This window comes from Variovorax sp. PDC80 (assembly GCF_900115375.1).
In the GTDB taxonomy this organism is placed as follows: domain Bacteria; phylum Pseudomonadota; class Gammaproteobacteria; order Burkholderiales; family Burkholderiaceae_C; genus Variovorax.
This window is the reverse complement of record NZ_FOWG01000012.1, coordinates 119,151-133,455: the sequence shown is the minus strand read 5'-3', so window position 1 is coordinate 133,455 and position 14,305 is coordinate 119,151. Positions and strand designations below refer to the sequence as shown.

Sequence of the window (14,305 nt, the reverse complement as noted above, 5' to 3'; positions counted from 1 at the left end):
GCCGCATGATCCTCGACGGCCAATCGCCCGCAGCCATCGCCGAAGCGGCGCGCATCCTGCGCGCCGGCGGGCTGGTGGCCTTTCCCACCGAAACCGTCTACGGCCTCGGCGCCGACGCCAGCAACGACGCGGCCGTGGCCGGCATCTTCCAGGCCAAGGGCCGGCCGGCCGACCATCCGCTGATCGTGCACGTGGCCGCCGGCACCAAGGGCACCGAGGCGCTGTCGCGCTTCGCCCAGCCGCTGCCGCCGTTCGCGCAGAAGCTGGTGCAGGCCTTCTGGCCCGGACCGCTGACCCTGATCGTCACGCGCCAGCCCGGCGTGGGCGCCGCCGCCGCGGGCGGGCAGGACACCATCGGCCTGCGCTGCCCCTCGCACCCGGTGGCGCAGGCGCTGCTCGAGGCCTGCGCCGAGCAGGGCGTGCCCGGCCTCGCGGGCCCGAGCGCCAACCGCTTCGGCCGCGTGAGCCCGACCACCGCGCAGCACGTGTTCGGCGAGTTCGGCGACACCGTGCCGGTGATCGATGGCGGCGCCTGCGAGGTCGGCATCGAGTCGACCATCGTCGACTGCAGCCGCGGCGCGCCGGTGCTGCTGCGCCCGGGGCTGATCACGCGCGCGCAGATCGAGGCCGCCTGCGGCGAACGCCTGCGCGACCGCGAACTCATGGCCATGCCCGACCCGCGCGCCTCGGGCACGCTCGAGGCGCACTACGCGCCCGACGCCAAGGTGCGGCTGATGGACGCCAAGGCGATCCAGACCGGCCTCGACGTGCTCGGCGCCAATGCCGCCCACATCGCGATCTGGACCCGCAGCGCCGTGCGCAGCCGTTCGCAGCGCGTCGTGCAGCGGCGCATGCCCGACGACGCGGCCGCCAGCGCGCAGCAGCTGTTCGCGGTGCTGCGCGAGTTCGACGCCCAGGGCGTCAAGCTGATCTGGGTCGAGACGCCGCCCGACACGCCCGAGTGGGAGGGCGTGCGCGACCGCCTGCAGCGGGCCGCCGCGGCCTGAGCGTCGCGCACCATGAAAAAAGGCCCGGCAGTACCGGGCCTTCTTCTTGGGTGGAAGCCTCGACGGGCCTCAGCCCCCCGCCGCCAGCACGCCCTGGAAGAAGCCGCGTGCCGCCGCCAGGCAGAACGGCGGCGCCAGCGTGCCGTGGTAGGCCAGCATCACGGCGCGGTCCTTGTCGGCATCGCTGCCCTCGGTGCCCTGCTTGAGCACGTCCTTGGCCTGCGCGAAGCCGGCGCGCGCGGCCGAGTAGGCGTCGGTGGTCGCGCTGTCCTCGAGGTCGACCACGGTCAGCTGCTGCGCCGGCATGCCCTTGGCGCGGAAGTAGCCGGCGGTGGCGCGCGTGCTCAGGAAGTTGACGGTCGGGTCCTGCGCGCCGCCGCACATCAGCACCGGCTTGGCCGGCACCCAGTTGCGCAGGTCGTTGGCGCGCGCCGCCTTGCGGAAGCCCAGCGTGGGCGCGCAGTCGAGCGGCGTGGCCGAGTTCAGCGAGGCCGGCGTGGCCTTCAGCGCGTTGCCAGGGCAGCCATTGGCGTCGATGTCGCCGGAGGCGCGCGTCAGGTAGCTCTGGCGCACCAGGTTGCCGGCGCCGTAGAAGATCGACAGCGCCGGATCGACCGGACCGGGCGTGGCGCCGGCCGGGTACAGCGCGAGCTGCGGCAGCTTGCCCTGCGCGATCAGCGTGCTGGTGGGCGTGAGGCTCGGCAGCAGGGTGTCGATGCCGGTCGCGTACTGCGCCTCGTAGATCTCGCTGGTGCTGCCGTAGACGTCGCCGAACTGCTGCTGCCAGCTGGTCGACAGCAGCGGCACGAACAGCGTGCTGCCGAGCGCCGGCCAGCCCTTGAAGTTGTAGTCCACCAGCAGGCTGATGGCCGAGGGGGCCGACAGCGGCGCCGAGGCCGTCACCGTCTTGCCCGTGGCCTGCAGCTCGCGGTGCGCGGCCAGCGCCACGTAGCCGCCCTGCGAATAGCCGGTGACGAACAGCGAGCCCGCGTCCGCGGCGTCGATGTTGGCGAAGGTCTTGCGCGCGGCGGTCAGCGCATCGACCATGTCCTTGCCCTGCTGGTCGCCGTTGAGGTAGGGGTGGTAGGGCAGCGTCGACTTGTCGTAGCCCGCGTAGTTGGGCGCCACCACGATGAAGCCCTGCGCCGCCAGCATGGCCGCGACCACCACGCCTTCGCCGGCGGCGGGCTGGTTCAGGTCGGCCCACTTGGCGATGTTGTAGTCGCGCGCGGCATTGGTGCCGTGGGCGTACAGCACGATGGGCCGCGGGCCGCTGCAGGCCGCGTCGCCGCCGCGCGGCACCATGATGGCGGCCGTGGCGTTGGTGGCCTCGCCCTTGCCGCCGACGGTGCGGTATTCGAGGTAGCGCGTGTCGATGCCGCACTTGGGCTGGCCCGACACCTGCAGCAGTGCCTTGCCCTTGTCGTCGAGCTGCAGCAGCGCGCGGAAGTCGCCGGCCGACAGGCTCAGCACGCGCTCGGGCGGGTTGGTCACCACCGAGCCGCGGCCGGTGTCCTCGGGCGGCGGCGTGGTCGGCGGAAAGATGCCGATGCCGCCACCACCGCCGCCGCCACCGCAGGCCGAGAGCAGCAGCGCCGCGCCCGCGAGGGCGACGGCGAACAGGTTGCGGGAAGAGGCGGATGGCCTTGCGGGCGGCACGGGTCTTTGCACGTCTTTGTCTCCTGGATCGATGGGGTGCGCGATGCGCACCGTGGCCCGGCTCGGCGGGCGAACGAGCGTTCGATTCTGTCAGCGCCGCTGCGGCGCGCAAGCGGTGGCGGCCTACACAACGTTTTCAGTACAGGCCGCGCGCTTCGGCCTTTGGCCTTCAGTTGTCCTGCGCGGTCCAGTCGACCAGCGCGTCGAAGGCCGCGCGCGCCGCGCCCGCGTTCTCGGCATTGGCGATCGCCACCAGCACGTAGCGCCGGCCGCTCGCGCCATGCACGTAGCCGGCGATGCCCGAGGCGTCGCGCAGCGTGCCGGTCTTCAGGTGCGCGGCGCCGCCCGAGCGCAGCGTGCGCTTGCGCAGGGTGCCGTCCACCCCGAGCGCGGGCAGCGAGCCCACGAGCTCGGGCATCACCGGCGAGCGCCAGGCCACCTGCAGCATCTTGCCGAGCGCGGCCGCGCTGATGCGCTCGTCGCGCGACAGGCCCGAGCCGTTCTCGAACACCGGCGGCGCCTCGCCGGTGCCGATGCGCTCGCGCCACCACTGGACCAGCGCGCCGCGCGAGGCCTCGAAGGTGCCGCGGTTCTTCTGCGTGAGGCCGAGGGTCAGGAACACCTGCTGCGCCATCACGTTGTTGCTGTACTTGTTGATGTCGCGGATCACCTCGGGCAGCGGCGGCGAGGCGAACTCGAACGCCGGCTTGAGCCCCGCGGGCACGCGGCCCTCGCGCATCTGGCCGCCCACGCGCCCGCCCATCTCGGCCCACAGGCCGCCGATGGCGCGCAGCGCGTAGCTGCGCGGATCGGCATAGGCCACGGCCCAGCTCTTCTCGCCGCAGGCGGCGGGAAAGCCGCCGTTGAAGCGGATGCGGTTCGGATCGCCGTAGTCGGCGCGCAGCGCCGTGCGCCAGTCGCCGCATTCGCCGGGCGAAAGCGGCACCGTCTGCGGCATCGCCACGGCCGCCAGCGGCGGCTCGTAGCTCACGCGCGCGAACTGGCCGCCGCGGTCGGGAACGAAGGTCATGTTGACCGACTTGAAGTTCAGCAGCAGCGCGTCGGGCGAGGCGTTGTAGGGCCGCAGCGGCTCGCCGTCGAAGGCGCCCGGGTCGTTCTCGACCGTGTTCTCGAACGCGCTGCGGTCGATCACGATGTCGCCGCTCACGCTGGTGATGCCCAGGCCCTGCACGTGGCGCAGCAGCAGCCACATGCGCTCGATCACCAGCTTGGGATCGCCCTGGCCCTTGATGTAGAGGTTGCCGTTGAGCACGCCGTTGGCGATGCTGCCCTCGACGTAGACCGGCGTGTTCCAGGTGTAGGCCGCGCCCAGCAGGTCGAGCGCGGCGTAGGTGGTCACCAGCTTCATGATCGAGGCGGGATTCACCGGCACCTGCGTGCGCCAGGCCAGCCGCGGCGGGCGCAGGCCGTCGGCATCGGCGACCAGCATGGTCACGGCGTCGCGCGGCAGCTTGGCGCGCGCCAGCGCGGCATCGACCTCGGCCGGCAGCGGCTGCGGCTGCTGGGCGTGGGCGCCGGCGGCCAGGCACAGCGCGATGGCGCAGAGCGCGCGGGAAGGACGGGGAAAGGGAAGGCGTGCGACGGTGACAGCGGGCATGCGGCCCATTATCCCGGCGCGAAAAGATGCAGCCGCGCGTGGTACAGCAGCAGGATCGTCTTCGCGTCCGCGATGCGGCCGTCGGCCACCATGGCCAGCGCCTCGTCGATGCCGAACTCGAGCACCTCGATGTCCTCGCCCTCCTCGGCCAGCCCGCCGCCCGCGCCCACGCGCATCGAGGGCTCGTACTCGGCGACGAAGAAGTGCAGCTTCTCGGTCACCGAGCCCGGGCTCATGAAACATTCGAAGACCTTCTGCACCGCGCCCAGCCGGTAGCCGAGTTCCTCCTCGACCTCGGCGCGGATGCGTTCCTCGGGCGCCGCGTTGTCGAGCAGGCCGGCGGCGGCCTCGATCAGCAGGTCGTCCCAGCCGTTGACGAAGGCCGGGTAGCGGAACTGCCGCGTCAGCAGCACCGTGCGCCGCGCGCGGTTGTAGGCCAGCAGGGTGGCGCCGTTGCCGCGGTCGTAGGTCTCGCGGTGCATGCGCTGCCAGCTGCCGTCGCTGCGGCGCCAGTCGAAGGCCGTGGTCTTCAGCGTGTACCAGTTGTCGGACAGAAGGGTGACTTCGTGCACCCGGACGCGGTCTTGCAGGCTCATGGCGGCGAGCATAGGTGCGAATTCGTGCAATAACAAGAAAATTCGTGCAATCGCGTGAAGCCGCCGCTACCATCGGCCCATGCTCACCCGGCAGCGCAAGCAACACATCCTCTCGGTCCTGGCGCGCGACGGCCAGGTGGTCGCCAAGCCGCTCAGCGAAGCGCTGGGCCTGTCGGAAGACACGATCCGGCGCGATCTGCGCGAGCTCGCGGCCGAGGGCCGGCTGCAGCGCGTGCACGGCGGGGCGCTGCCGCTGGCGCCGGCCGAGGCCGACCTCGCGGGCCGCCAGCGCATCGCGCCCGGGGAGAAGGTGGCGATCGGCCGCGCCGCGGCGCGCATGGTGCGCCCGGGCCAGGTGGTGTTCGTCGACGGCGGCACCACCGCCGTGCAGCTCGCGCGCCACCTGCCGCTGGACCTGCGCGCCACCGTCGTCACCCACAGCCCGCTGGTGGCGGCCGAACTGGCCGGCCATGACCGGCTCGAGCTGCTGCTGATCGGCGGGCGGCTGTTCCGGCATTCGATGGTGGCGGTGGGCGCGGCCGCCATGGACGCGATCTCGCGCGTGCATGCCGACCTCTTCTTCCTGGGCGTCACCGGCGTGCATGCCGAGGCCGGCCTGACCACCGGCGACAGCGAGGAGGCCGAGATCAAGCGCGCGTTGATGGCCGCGGCCGCCGAGACCGTGGTGCTGGCCTCGTCCGAGAAGCTGGGCGCGGCCTCGGCCTGGGTCGTGAATCCGGTGCGCGCGGCCGCGCGGCTGCTGGTGTCGCCCGAGGCGCCCGAGAAGGCGCTGGCGCCGCTGCGCCGGGCCGGCTTGGCGATCGTGCGCAGTGACGCCGCGGCTGGCTGACCCCGCCGCGGGCCCCGATTCGCCCCCGCCGGGCGCAGTCCGCGGGGCCCCTCGATAATCCCGGGGATGCCCGCCGCGCCCCCGATGTCTCCCCCTGCCCGCCTGTCCCCCCGCGCCGTCGGCATCGGCGCGGCCGTGATCACCGTGCTGGTGTGGACCGCCTTCATCGTCATCGCGCGCGCCTCGGCCGGCCGCTCGCTGTCCCCGTTCGACATCGCCTTCGCGCGCATCTGCGGCGCCAGCCTGGTGCTGGTGCCCTGGGGCGCATGGCTGGTGCTGCGCGCCCGCGCGGGCGGCGCGCAGGCGGCCGCCTCCTTCTTCGGCCTGTCGCCGCTGTCGCTGCGCGTCACGGCCATGGCCGGCGTGTTCGGCGGCGTCGCCTATGCCGTGTGCGCCTACTGCGGCTTCTTCTTCGCGCCGGCCAGCCATGCCTCGGTGCTGCTGCCCGGCAGCCTGCCGCTGTGGACCACGCTGCTGGCCGCGCTGGTGCTGCGCGACCGCATCACGCCGGCGCGCGCGCTCGGGCTGGCGCTGATCGTCGCGGGCGACCTTCTGGTGGGCGGGCGCAGCCTGCTGCATGCCTTCGAAGGCGGCGAGGTCTGGAAGGGCGACCTGCTGTTCATGGCCGCGGCCTTCTGCTGGGCCTGCTACAGCATCGTGGTGCGCCGCCACGGCCTCGATGCCGTGCGCGCCACCATCGCCATCACCGTGTTCGCGCTGCTGAGCTACGTGCCGGTCTACAGCCTGCTGGTGGCCGGCGGCTGGGTCGCCAGCCGCATCGGCAGCGCGCCCTGGGGCGAGCTGGCGTTCCAGATGCTGTTCCAGGGCATCGGCTCGGTCGTGGTGTCGGGCATCACCTTCACGAAGATGGTCCAGCACTTCGGCCCGGTGCGCACCACCATGATCACGGCGCTGGTGCCCGGCCTGTCGGCGCTGGGCGCGGTGCTGTGGCTCGACGAGCCGCTCTACTGGAACCTGGTCGCCGGCCTGCTGCTGGTGACCGCCGGCATCCTGTTCGGCGTGCAGAAGCCGACGCCCGCGCGCGCCGCCGGCCTGGTGCCGGCCGTGGCCGCCGTGGCGGGAGGGCGTCGCGATGCCTGATGTGTTGGCCTTCGACACCAGCACCGAGCAGCTGTCGATCGCGGTGCGCCGCGGCGAGCGCGTCTGGACGCACGAGGGCGCGGGCGGCGCCCAGTCCTCGGCCACGCTGATCCCGCTGATCCAGCAGCTGCTGGCCGAGGCCGGCCTCGCGCTCGCGCAGCTCGATGCCATCGCCTTCGGCCGCGGCCCGGGCTCGTTCACCGGGTTGCGCACCGCCTGCGCGGTGGCGCAGGGCCTGGCGCTGGGCTCGGGCGTGCCGCTGCTGCCGGTCGACACCCTGCTGGCCGTGGCCGAGGAGGCGCGCCATGCCTTCGGCGCGCAGCGCACGGTGGCGCTGCTCGACGCGCGCATGGAGGAGATCTACGCCGCGCGCTACGACTTCGAGGCCCATGGCCCGCTCGGCGAGCCCGCCGCCGGCGCCGAGGGTCCGCTGCTGATGGCGCCCGAATCGCTCGCGGTGCCCGCCGGCTGGGCGCTGGCCGGCAATGCCTTCGCCGCCTACGGCGAACGCCTGCCGGCCGCGGCCGCGCGCCACGCGGTGCTGCCCACGGCCGCCGCCCTGCTGCGCCTGGCCCCCGCGCTGTTGGCGGCAGGCCGCACCGTGCCCGCCGCGCAGGCCTGGCCGCTCTACGTTCGCGATAAAGTGGCGCAAACCACCGAGGAGCGTGCCGCCATCAAGGCGGCCGCCGCCCACCACAACACACCGCCCGCGACCGCATGAGCGCCCTCCCGCAACCCGTGGAAGCCCGCCTCGAGCCGCTCACCATCGAGCGGCTCGACGCCGTCTGCGCCGTCGAGCAGACCGCCTACAGCCATCCCTGGACGCGCGCCAACTTCACCGACTCGATCGCCGTCGGCTACCACTGCCAGTGCCTGCTGGCGCCGGTCGCCGGCACCGGCATCGAGGCGGCGCGCTTCTCTCCGGTCACCAGCCTCGGCGAGATGCTGATCGGCTACTTCGTGGCCATGAAGGGCGTCGACGAGGTGCACCTGCTCAACATCACCGTGGCGCCGGCCTTCCAGCGCCAGGGCTGGGCACCGCTGATGCTCGAGGCGCTGACCGGCTGGTCGCGCGCCCAGGGCGCCCAGTGGCTGTGGCTCGAGGTGCGCCAGAGCAACCGGCGCGCGCTCGACATCTACCTGCGCCAGGGCTATCGCACGGTCGGCGTGCGCAAGGGCTACTACCCGGGCGCCGAGGGCGGCCGCGAGGATGCGATCGTCATGAGCATGCGCCTCAACGAAACCGGCAGTGCCTGGGGAGCCTTGCGATGAACGCCGCCGTGCAGACCCTGCGGCTCGATGCGCGCCAGCGCGCGATGCTCGACGAGATGGGCGTGAAGGTCTGGTGGCCGGTGCCCGAGGCGGTCGAGGTCCCGGTGGCCGTGGCGCCCGCGCCGGTGGTGGAGGACGAGGCCGAACCGGTCGACATGCCGCCGCCGGACGCCGGCCACGACACCCGTGACGACGCCGCGCCCGAACCCGAACCGGTCGCGCCGCGCGCCCCGGCCGCCGCGCGGGCGCCCGTGGCCGCGCCGCCGCCGCGCCCGGCGCCGGTTCCCGCCGGCCACGGCGCGGCCGTGCTGGTCGAGGCGCCGCGCCGCCTCTATGCCGACGCCGCCGAGGGCGTTGCGCCGCAGGGCGGCTGGCTGGTGCTGGCCGACATGCCGCCCGAGGTCGACGGCCGCCACGGCGAGCCTTTCGCGGGCGATGCCGGCCGGCTGCTCGACAACATGCTGCGCGCGCTCAAGCTGCACGAGGGCGGCGTGCCGGTGCACCTGATGCGCCTGCACCGCGGCGTGGCCTCGGGCCAGCCCGGCGGCCCGCGCCCGCTCGACGAAGCCTTCGCCGAACACGCCGCGGCGCTCGCGCCCCGACTGGTGCTGGCCATGGGCCCGCTGGCCGCGCAGGGCCTGATGCAGAGCGGCGAGCCGCTGGGCAAGCTGCGCGGGCGGGTCGGCCAGGCGGCGCAGCTGGCGGGCGTGCCAGTGGTCGCCACCTACCACCCGGCCTACCTGCTGCGCAATCCGGTCGACAAGGGCCGCGCCTGGGCCGACCTGTGCCTGGCGGCCGCGCAGCAGCAGCCCGAGGCGGGCTGAACCTGGGCGAGGCCGGGCCGGGGCCGTCGGGGGCCCCCTTTAAAATCGCCCCCATGACTTTCCTCGACAAGCTTGCCGCCGCGCAGCAAACAAACGGTTCGTTGCTCTGCGTGGGGCTCGATCCGGAGCCGGCGAAGTTCCCGGGGCAGTTCAAGGGCGACGCGCGCCGCATCTACGACTTCTGCGCTCGCATCGTCGACGCCACGGCCGACCTCGCCATCGCCTTCAAGCCGCAGATCGCCTACTTCGCGGCCCACCGCGCCGAGGACCAGCTCGAGCAGCTCATGGAGCACATGCGCCGCAACGCGCCCCAGGTGCCCACCATCCTCGACGCCAAGCGCGGCGACATCGGCTCCACGGCCGAGCAGTACGCGATCGAGGCCTTCGAGCGCTACGGCGCCGACGCGGTCACGCTCTCGCCCTTCATGGGCTTCGACTCGGTCGAGCCCTACCTGCGCCACCACGGCAAGGGCGCCTTCCTGCTGTGCCGCACCAGCAACCCCGGCGGGTCCGACCTGCAGGGCCAGCGGCTGGCGAGCGTCGAGGGCCAGCCCTTCCTCTACGAGCACGTGGCGCGGCTGGCGCAGGGCCCGTGGAACCTCAACGGCCAGCTCGGCCTCGTGGTCGGCGCCACCTACCCGGCCGAGATCGAGCGCGTGCGCGCGCTGGCGCCGACGGTGCCGCTGCTGATCCCGGGCGTCGGCGCCCAGGGCGGCGACGCGGTCGCCACGGTGCGTGCCGGCTGGCGCGCCGACGCGCCGATCGTCGTGAACTCCTCGCGCGCGATCATCTATGCCTCGTCGGGCGACGATTTCGCCGAGGCCGCGCGCGCCGCGGCGCGGACCACGCGCGACACGCTCGAAGCCGCCAAGGCCTGACCCGGGCGGCCCGGGCTCAGGCCCGCCGCAGCCGCGTGAACAGCTCGAACTCCCAGTTGCGCATCCCCAGCAGCAGCGTGTAGCCCTCGCGGTCCTTGGGCGACAGCTTCTGGTCGGTCTGGTGCTGCTGCGCGAAGTCCTGCGCCACGCGCTGCAGCCGCTCGAGGAAGGCCGGCGCCAGCGAACGGCTGATCGAGCCGTGCACCAGCAGCAGGCCCTCGGCCGGGCCGTCGAAGCCGCCGCGGTAGTAGTCGAGCACCACGTTCTCGCGGAAGAACTCCATCACCGGCCCGTGCGGGCGCCAGCGGAAGGTCTTGGCGAGCTTCAGGCGGTACCGGTTCAGCGGCCTCAGCTCGATGATCCCGATCCGGTCGAGCTGGGCCAGGAAACCGATGCACTCGGCCTCGCTGATCCGGTAGGCCGTCACGATCTGCTCCAGCGTCCACTGGCTCAGCACGCTGATCGCCACCAGCAGCAGCTTCTTGTCCTTGACCACGGCCTTCTCCTGCTCGTGCGTCAGTTCCTTGAGCAGCGGCTGGGCGTCGGCCACGCGCCGCGCCAGCTCGGCGAAATCGATCTTCAGCGCGCGGCAGATGGCGTCCACGCGCGACAGCGGCATGTCGCTCTTGGCCAGCATCCGCTTGACGCTGGACTCGGCCATGTCGAGCGAACGCGCCAGGTCGGCGTAGGTCATGCGGGCGCTCTTGAGTTCGTTCTTGAGGGCTTGGACGAGATCGACGGTGGTGCTCATGAAGGTGGCAGGGTTCCGGTTGGGTATCGGTTGGAGATACCGATGGGTGTGAAATAGTGCCTCGTATCGATTCTCGATGCCTGGGGAGAGGCTGGCAACTAAATTCCGCCCGCCAACCGATCGGCCATCCCGCCATCACCCAACTTCGAGAACAGACATGCTCCTCCACTCCCTGACACGCCGCGAACGTGGCCTGGCCTTCTTCCTGGGCCTGCTGCTCCTGATCGGCATCGTCGGCCCGGTGCTGCCGGCCGCCGAGGTCGCGATCGCCCTGGTCTTCGCCGACACCCGCGCCTGGCACGGCCTGCCCAACGCCATGGACGTGCTGAGCAACCTGCCCTTCCTGCTCATGGGCTGCTGGGGCCTGTACTGGCTCAACCGCATCGACCGCGCGCACCACGAGGCGCTGTCCGGCTTCCCGCTCGCGCCGCCGGCCAGCGATCCGCCCGACAACACGCTCGACTGCGCCTGGCTGTTCTTCGCCGGCCTGATCGCCACCGCCGCCGGCTCGGCCTTCTATCACCTGGCGCCCGACGCGCCGCGGCTGGCCGCCGACCGCGCCGGCATGGCGGTCGCCTTCGCCGGCCTGATCGGGATGGCGGTCTGCGAGCGCGTGAGCCAGCGCGCCGGCTGGCCGGCCGCCTGGTTCGTGCTCACCACCGGCCTGCTGTCGGCCGAGATCGCGCAGGAGACCGGCAACGTGCTGCCCTGGGCGCTGGTGCAGTTCGGCGGCATGGCGCTGGTGCTCACGCTGGCGCTGTCGCGGCCGATCTCCGGCGCCGTCGGCCTGCGCCTGGGCTGGGTGATCGCGGCCTACGTGCTGGCCAAGGCCTTCGAGCTGGCCGACCAGCCGATCTACGAGGCCACGCAGGGCGTGATCTCGGGCCACACGCTCAAGCACCTGTGCGCCGCCCTGGCCGCGCTGCCGGTGCTCACCGCGCTCCAGCGGCTCGACCGCGGCTGGCGCGCCGCGGCCCTGCGGCACAATCCCGGCGCGGCCGCCCTGACGGCCTGACGACAGCCCCCGGCCCCGCGAGCGTTCCCCGCCGGGGGCCGCGCGGAGCCGCCAAGAGGAGAAGCTTCCGAATGACAACGCCCGCCGCTGCCGCGCCCTCGTCCCCCGCCGACTCGCACGAAGCGAACGCGCACGCCAACCAGTTCGCGCTGCTCGGCCAGCGGCGCTTCGCGCCCTTCTTCTGGACCCAGTTCGCGGGCGCGGCGAACGACAACCTGTTCAAGTTCGCCTTCACCGTGATGGTGACCTACCAGCTGCAGCTCAGCTGGATGCAGCCCTCGATGGCGGGGCTTGTGATCGGCGCGCTGTTCATCCTGCCGTTCCTGCTGTTCTCGGCCACCGCGGGCCAGCTCACCGACAAGTTCGACAAGACGAAGATGATCCGCTTCGTCAAGAACCTCGAGATCGCGATCATGCTGATCGCGGCCTGGGGCTTCGTGCGCGCCGATGCGGTCGTCCTGCTGGGCTGCGTGTTCCTCATGGGCCTGCACTCCACCCTGTTCGGCCCGGTCAAGTTCGCCTACCTGCCGCAGGTGCTCGACGCGCGCGAGCTCACGGGCGGCAACGGCATGGTCGAGATGGGCACCTTCGTCGCGATCCTGCTGGGCCAGGTGGCCGGCGGCCTGCTGGTGGCCGTGCCGCAGATCGGCCACCTGAGCGTGGCCGTCGCCTGCGTGGCGGTGGCCCTGATCGGACGCGCCGTGGCGCAGGCGATCCCGCCGGCGCCGGCCACCGACCCGGGCCTGGTCGTCAACTGGAACCCGGTCAGCGAGACCTGGCGCAACCTCAAGCTGGCGCACGAGAACATCGTGGTGTTCCGCTCGCTGCTCGGCATCTCGTGGATGTGGTTCTTCGGCGCCGTGTTCCTGAGCCAGTTCCCGAGCTTCGCCAAGGAGGTGCTGCACGGCAACGAGCAGGTCGCCTCGCTGCTGCTGATGGTGTTCTCGATCGGCATCGGCGTCGGCTCGCTGCTGTGCGAGACGCTGAGCCGGCGTCAGGTCGAGATCGGGCTGGTGCCGCTGGGCGCCATCGGCATGAGCGTGTTCGCGATCGACCTGTACTTCGCCGCGCGCGGCCTGCCCGCGGTGCCCGAGATGGGGCTCGGCGCCTTCCTGCGCCAGAGCGCGCACTGGCGCGTGATGGCCGACCTGGCACTGCTGTCGCTGTTCGCGGGCCTCTACAGCGTGCCGATGTACGCGCTGATCCAGCTGCGCAGCCAGCCCACGCACCGCGCGCGCATCATCGCGGCCAACAACATCCTCAACGCCCTCTTCATGATCGGCAGCTCGGTCATCGCCGGCGCGTTGCTGGGCGCGGGCTTCAGCATCCCGCAGATCTTCCTGTTCACCGGCATCGCCAACGCGGTGGTGGCCTTCTACATCTTCATGCTGGTGCCCGAGTACCTGCTGCGCTTCGTGGCCTGGGTGCTGTCGCGCTTCGTCTACCGCTTCGACATCCGGGGCGACGAGCACATCCCCGTCGAGGGCCCGGCCGTGCTGGTGTGCAACCACGTGAGCTTCATCGACGCGGTGCTGCTGATGGCCGCGAGCCCGCGGCCGATCCGCTTCATCATGGACCACCGCATCTTCAAGGTGCCGGTGCTCGGCTGGCTGTTCAAGCTCGCCAAGGCGATCCCGATCGCGCCGCAGAAGGAGGACCCGGCGGCCTACGAGGCGGCCTTCGCCAAGGCGCTCGGCGTGCTGCGCGAGGGCGACCTGCTGGCCATCTTCCCCGAGGGCGCGATCACGCGCGACGGCGCGCTGCAGCCCTTCAAGGGCGGCGTGATGAAGATCGTGGACAGCGCGCGCGCCGAGGGCCTCGAGCCGCCCGTGATCCCGATGGCGCTGACCAACCTCTGGGGCTCGTTCTTCAGCCGCATCGAGCTGCGCGGCGGCGAACCGGTGGCGATGGTCAAGCCCTTCCGCCGCGGCTTCTTCAGCCGCGTGGGCCTCAACGTCGGCGCCCCGGTGGCGCCGGCCGAGGTGCGGCCCGAGCTGCTGCAGCAGCGCGTGGGCGGGCTGCTCCATCCCTGAGGCCGGGCGGAACGCACGGACCAGGCCGCCTTCGGGCGGCTTTTTCTTTGGGGGCGGGATACCCCGAAAAGTATCCGTTAGAGATACCGCCGGAGCCGAAACGCTGAACCGGTCGAATCATTCGAGTCCCGCGGCGCGGGGGCGGACCATCATCCGCCCACCTTCACTACGCCGCGAGGCACTCATGCAAACTCATATAGCCAACACCATCACCAACGCCCCGGTCCAGCGCGACACGCGGGCCTGGCAGTTCCAGGTCTGGGCGTCCTTCGGGATCGCCGTCTTCCTCTGCGCGACCGGCCTGAGCTGGCTGCCGGGCGAGGCACTGGACCGGGCCTTCATGGTGATGGGCTATGTGTTCTGCCTGAGTACCGCCTTCGTGCTGTCGAAGTTCGTGCGCGACAACCAGCATGCCGCCGGCCGCGACCTGCCGATGTGGAAGCTGGTCGTCTGGGGCAGCTTCTTCGTCGCGATGCTGCTGACCGGCTGGGGCCTGCTGCGCATGGAGGTCAACGACACCTACAAGGCCTTCCTCGGCGTGAGCTGGCTGTTCCTGATCAGCTCGGCCTTCACGCTGGCCAAGACCCTGCGCGACCGCCACGAGGCCGACCTCGCCGAAGCCCGCCTGCAAGGCCGCCACGCCGCCCGCGTCGAAGCCGCCCAGACCCCGGCCGCCGCCGAATGACCGCCCGCCCCCCCAC

The 14,305-nt window shown here is 72.2% G+C and carries 14 protein-coding genes; 10 read left to right on the top strand and 4 right to left on the bottom strand.

Annotated elements, in window-relative coordinates; translation table 11 throughout:
- Window positions 1–5 precede the first annotated feature (5 nt).
- The gene (locus BM109_RS30230) at window positions 6–1,007 is read left to right on the top strand and encodes an L-threonylcarbamoyladenylate synthase (RefSeq protein WP_093351243.1); all 1,002 of its coding nucleotides are present in this window, start codon (window positions 6–8) and stop codon (window positions 1,005–1,007) included.
- Between the two features lie 69 nt (window positions 1,008–1,076).
- Here BM109_RS30230 and BM109_RS30225 read toward each other — a convergent pair whose 3' ends face one another.
- The 3 genes from BM109_RS30225 to BM109_RS30215 form a co-directional block, all read right to left on the bottom strand.
- Window positions 1,077–2,678, bottom strand: coding sequence for an alpha/beta hydrolase family protein (locus BM109_RS30225; RefSeq protein ID WP_256222869.1), 1,602 nt, complete (start codon window positions 2,676–2,678; stop codon window positions 1,077–1,079).
- Between the two features lie 157 nt (window positions 2,679–2,835).
- Entirely contained in the window at window positions 2,836–4,284 is a 1,449-nt protein-coding gene (gene dacB / locus BM109_RS30220) for a D-alanyl-D-alanine carboxypeptidase/D-alanyl-D-alanine endopeptidase (protein WP_093351670.1), read from the bottom strand.
- A gap of 8 nt (window positions 4,285–4,292) precedes the next feature.
- Window positions 4,293–4,880 (bottom strand): NUDIX hydrolase, encoded by a 588-nt coding sequence (locus tag BM109_RS30215; RefSeq protein WP_093351667.1) that lies wholly within the window; start codon window positions 4,878–4,880, stop codon window positions 4,293–4,295.
- Window positions 4,881–4,959: 79 nt separating this feature from the next.
- On the opposite strand from BM109_RS30215, the gene BM109_RS30210 reads away from it, so the two are divergent.
- The 6 genes from BM109_RS30210 (at window position 4,960) to pyrF (ending at window position 9,805) form a co-directional block, all read left to right on the top strand.
- Complete coding sequence (locus BM109_RS30210; RefSeq protein ID WP_093351237.1) at window positions 4,960–5,730, top strand: DeoR/GlpR family DNA-binding transcription regulator; 771 nt, start codon at window positions 4,960–4,962, stop codon at window positions 5,728–5,730.
- Between the two features lie 66 nt (window positions 5,731–5,796).
- Window positions 5,797–6,831, top strand: coding sequence for a DMT family transporter (locus tag BM109_RS30205; protein ID WP_371268860.1), 1,035 nt, complete (start codon window positions 5,797–5,799; stop codon window positions 6,829–6,831).
- Window positions 6,824–7,552: a tRNA (adenosine(37)-N6)-threonylcarbamoyltransferase complex dimerization subunit type 1 TsaB gene (gene tsaB, locus BM109_RS30200; RefSeq protein ID WP_093351232.1), complete on the top strand. Its 729-nt coding sequence runs from the start codon at window positions 6,824–6,826 to the stop codon at window positions 7,550–7,552. Before BM109_RS30205 ends, tsaB begins: the two co-directional genes overlap by 8 nt.
- On the top strand, window positions 7,549–8,103 hold the full coding sequence (gene rimI / locus BM109_RS30195) for a ribosomal protein S18-alanine N-acetyltransferase (RefSeq protein ID WP_093351228.1): 555 nt from the start codon (window positions 7,549–7,551) through the stop codon (window positions 8,101–8,103). Before tsaB ends, rimI begins: the two co-directional genes overlap by 4 nt.
- Window positions 8,100–8,927 carry a uracil-DNA glycosylase family protein gene (locus BM109_RS30190; protein WP_093351226.1) on the top strand — a complete coding sequence of 276 codons (828 nt, stop codon included), beginning with the start codon at window positions 8,100–8,102 and terminating at the stop codon, window positions 8,925–8,927. Before rimI ends, BM109_RS30190 begins: the two co-directional genes overlap by 4 nt.
- Before the next feature lie 53 nt (window positions 8,928–8,980).
- Window positions 8,981–9,805 carry an orotidine-5'-phosphate decarboxylase gene (gene pyrF / locus BM109_RS30185; RefSeq protein WP_093351223.1) on the top strand — a complete coding sequence of 275 codons (825 nt, stop codon included), beginning with the start codon at window positions 8,981–8,983 and terminating at the stop codon, window positions 9,803–9,805.
- 16 nt (window positions 9,806–9,821) lie between these two features.
- Here pyrF and BM109_RS30180 read toward each other — a convergent pair whose 3' ends face one another.
- Window positions 9,822–10,556 carry a helix-turn-helix domain-containing protein gene (locus tag BM109_RS30180; RefSeq protein WP_057596203.1) on the bottom strand — a complete coding sequence of 245 codons (735 nt, stop codon included), beginning with the start codon at window positions 10,554–10,556 and terminating at the stop codon, window positions 9,822–9,824.
- A 157-nt stretch (window positions 10,557–10,713) separates the two neighbouring features.
- Here BM109_RS30180 and BM109_RS30175 point away from each other — a divergent pair, with 157 nt between their 5' ends.
- The 3 genes from BM109_RS30175 (at window position 10,714) to BM109_RS30165 (ending at window position 14,289) form a co-directional block, all read left to right on the top strand.
- The gene (locus BM109_RS30175) at window positions 10,714–11,571 is read left to right on the top strand and encodes a hypothetical protein (protein ID WP_093351221.1); all 858 of its coding nucleotides are present in this window, start codon (window positions 10,714–10,716) and stop codon (window positions 11,569–11,571) included.
- A 71-nt stretch (window positions 11,572–11,642) separates the two neighbouring features.
- The gene (locus BM109_RS30170) at window positions 11,643–13,604 is read left to right on the top strand and encodes an MFS transporter (RefSeq protein ID WP_093351218.1); all 1,962 of its coding nucleotides are present in this window, start codon (window positions 11,643–11,645) and stop codon (window positions 13,602–13,604) included.
- A gap of 184 nt (window positions 13,605–13,788) precedes the next feature.
- Window positions 13,789–14,289 (top strand): YiaA/YiaB family inner membrane protein, encoded by a 501-nt coding sequence (locus BM109_RS30165; protein ID WP_093351215.1) that lies wholly within the window; start codon window positions 13,789–13,791, stop codon window positions 14,287–14,289.
- Window positions 14,290–14,305 lie beyond the last annotated feature (16 nt).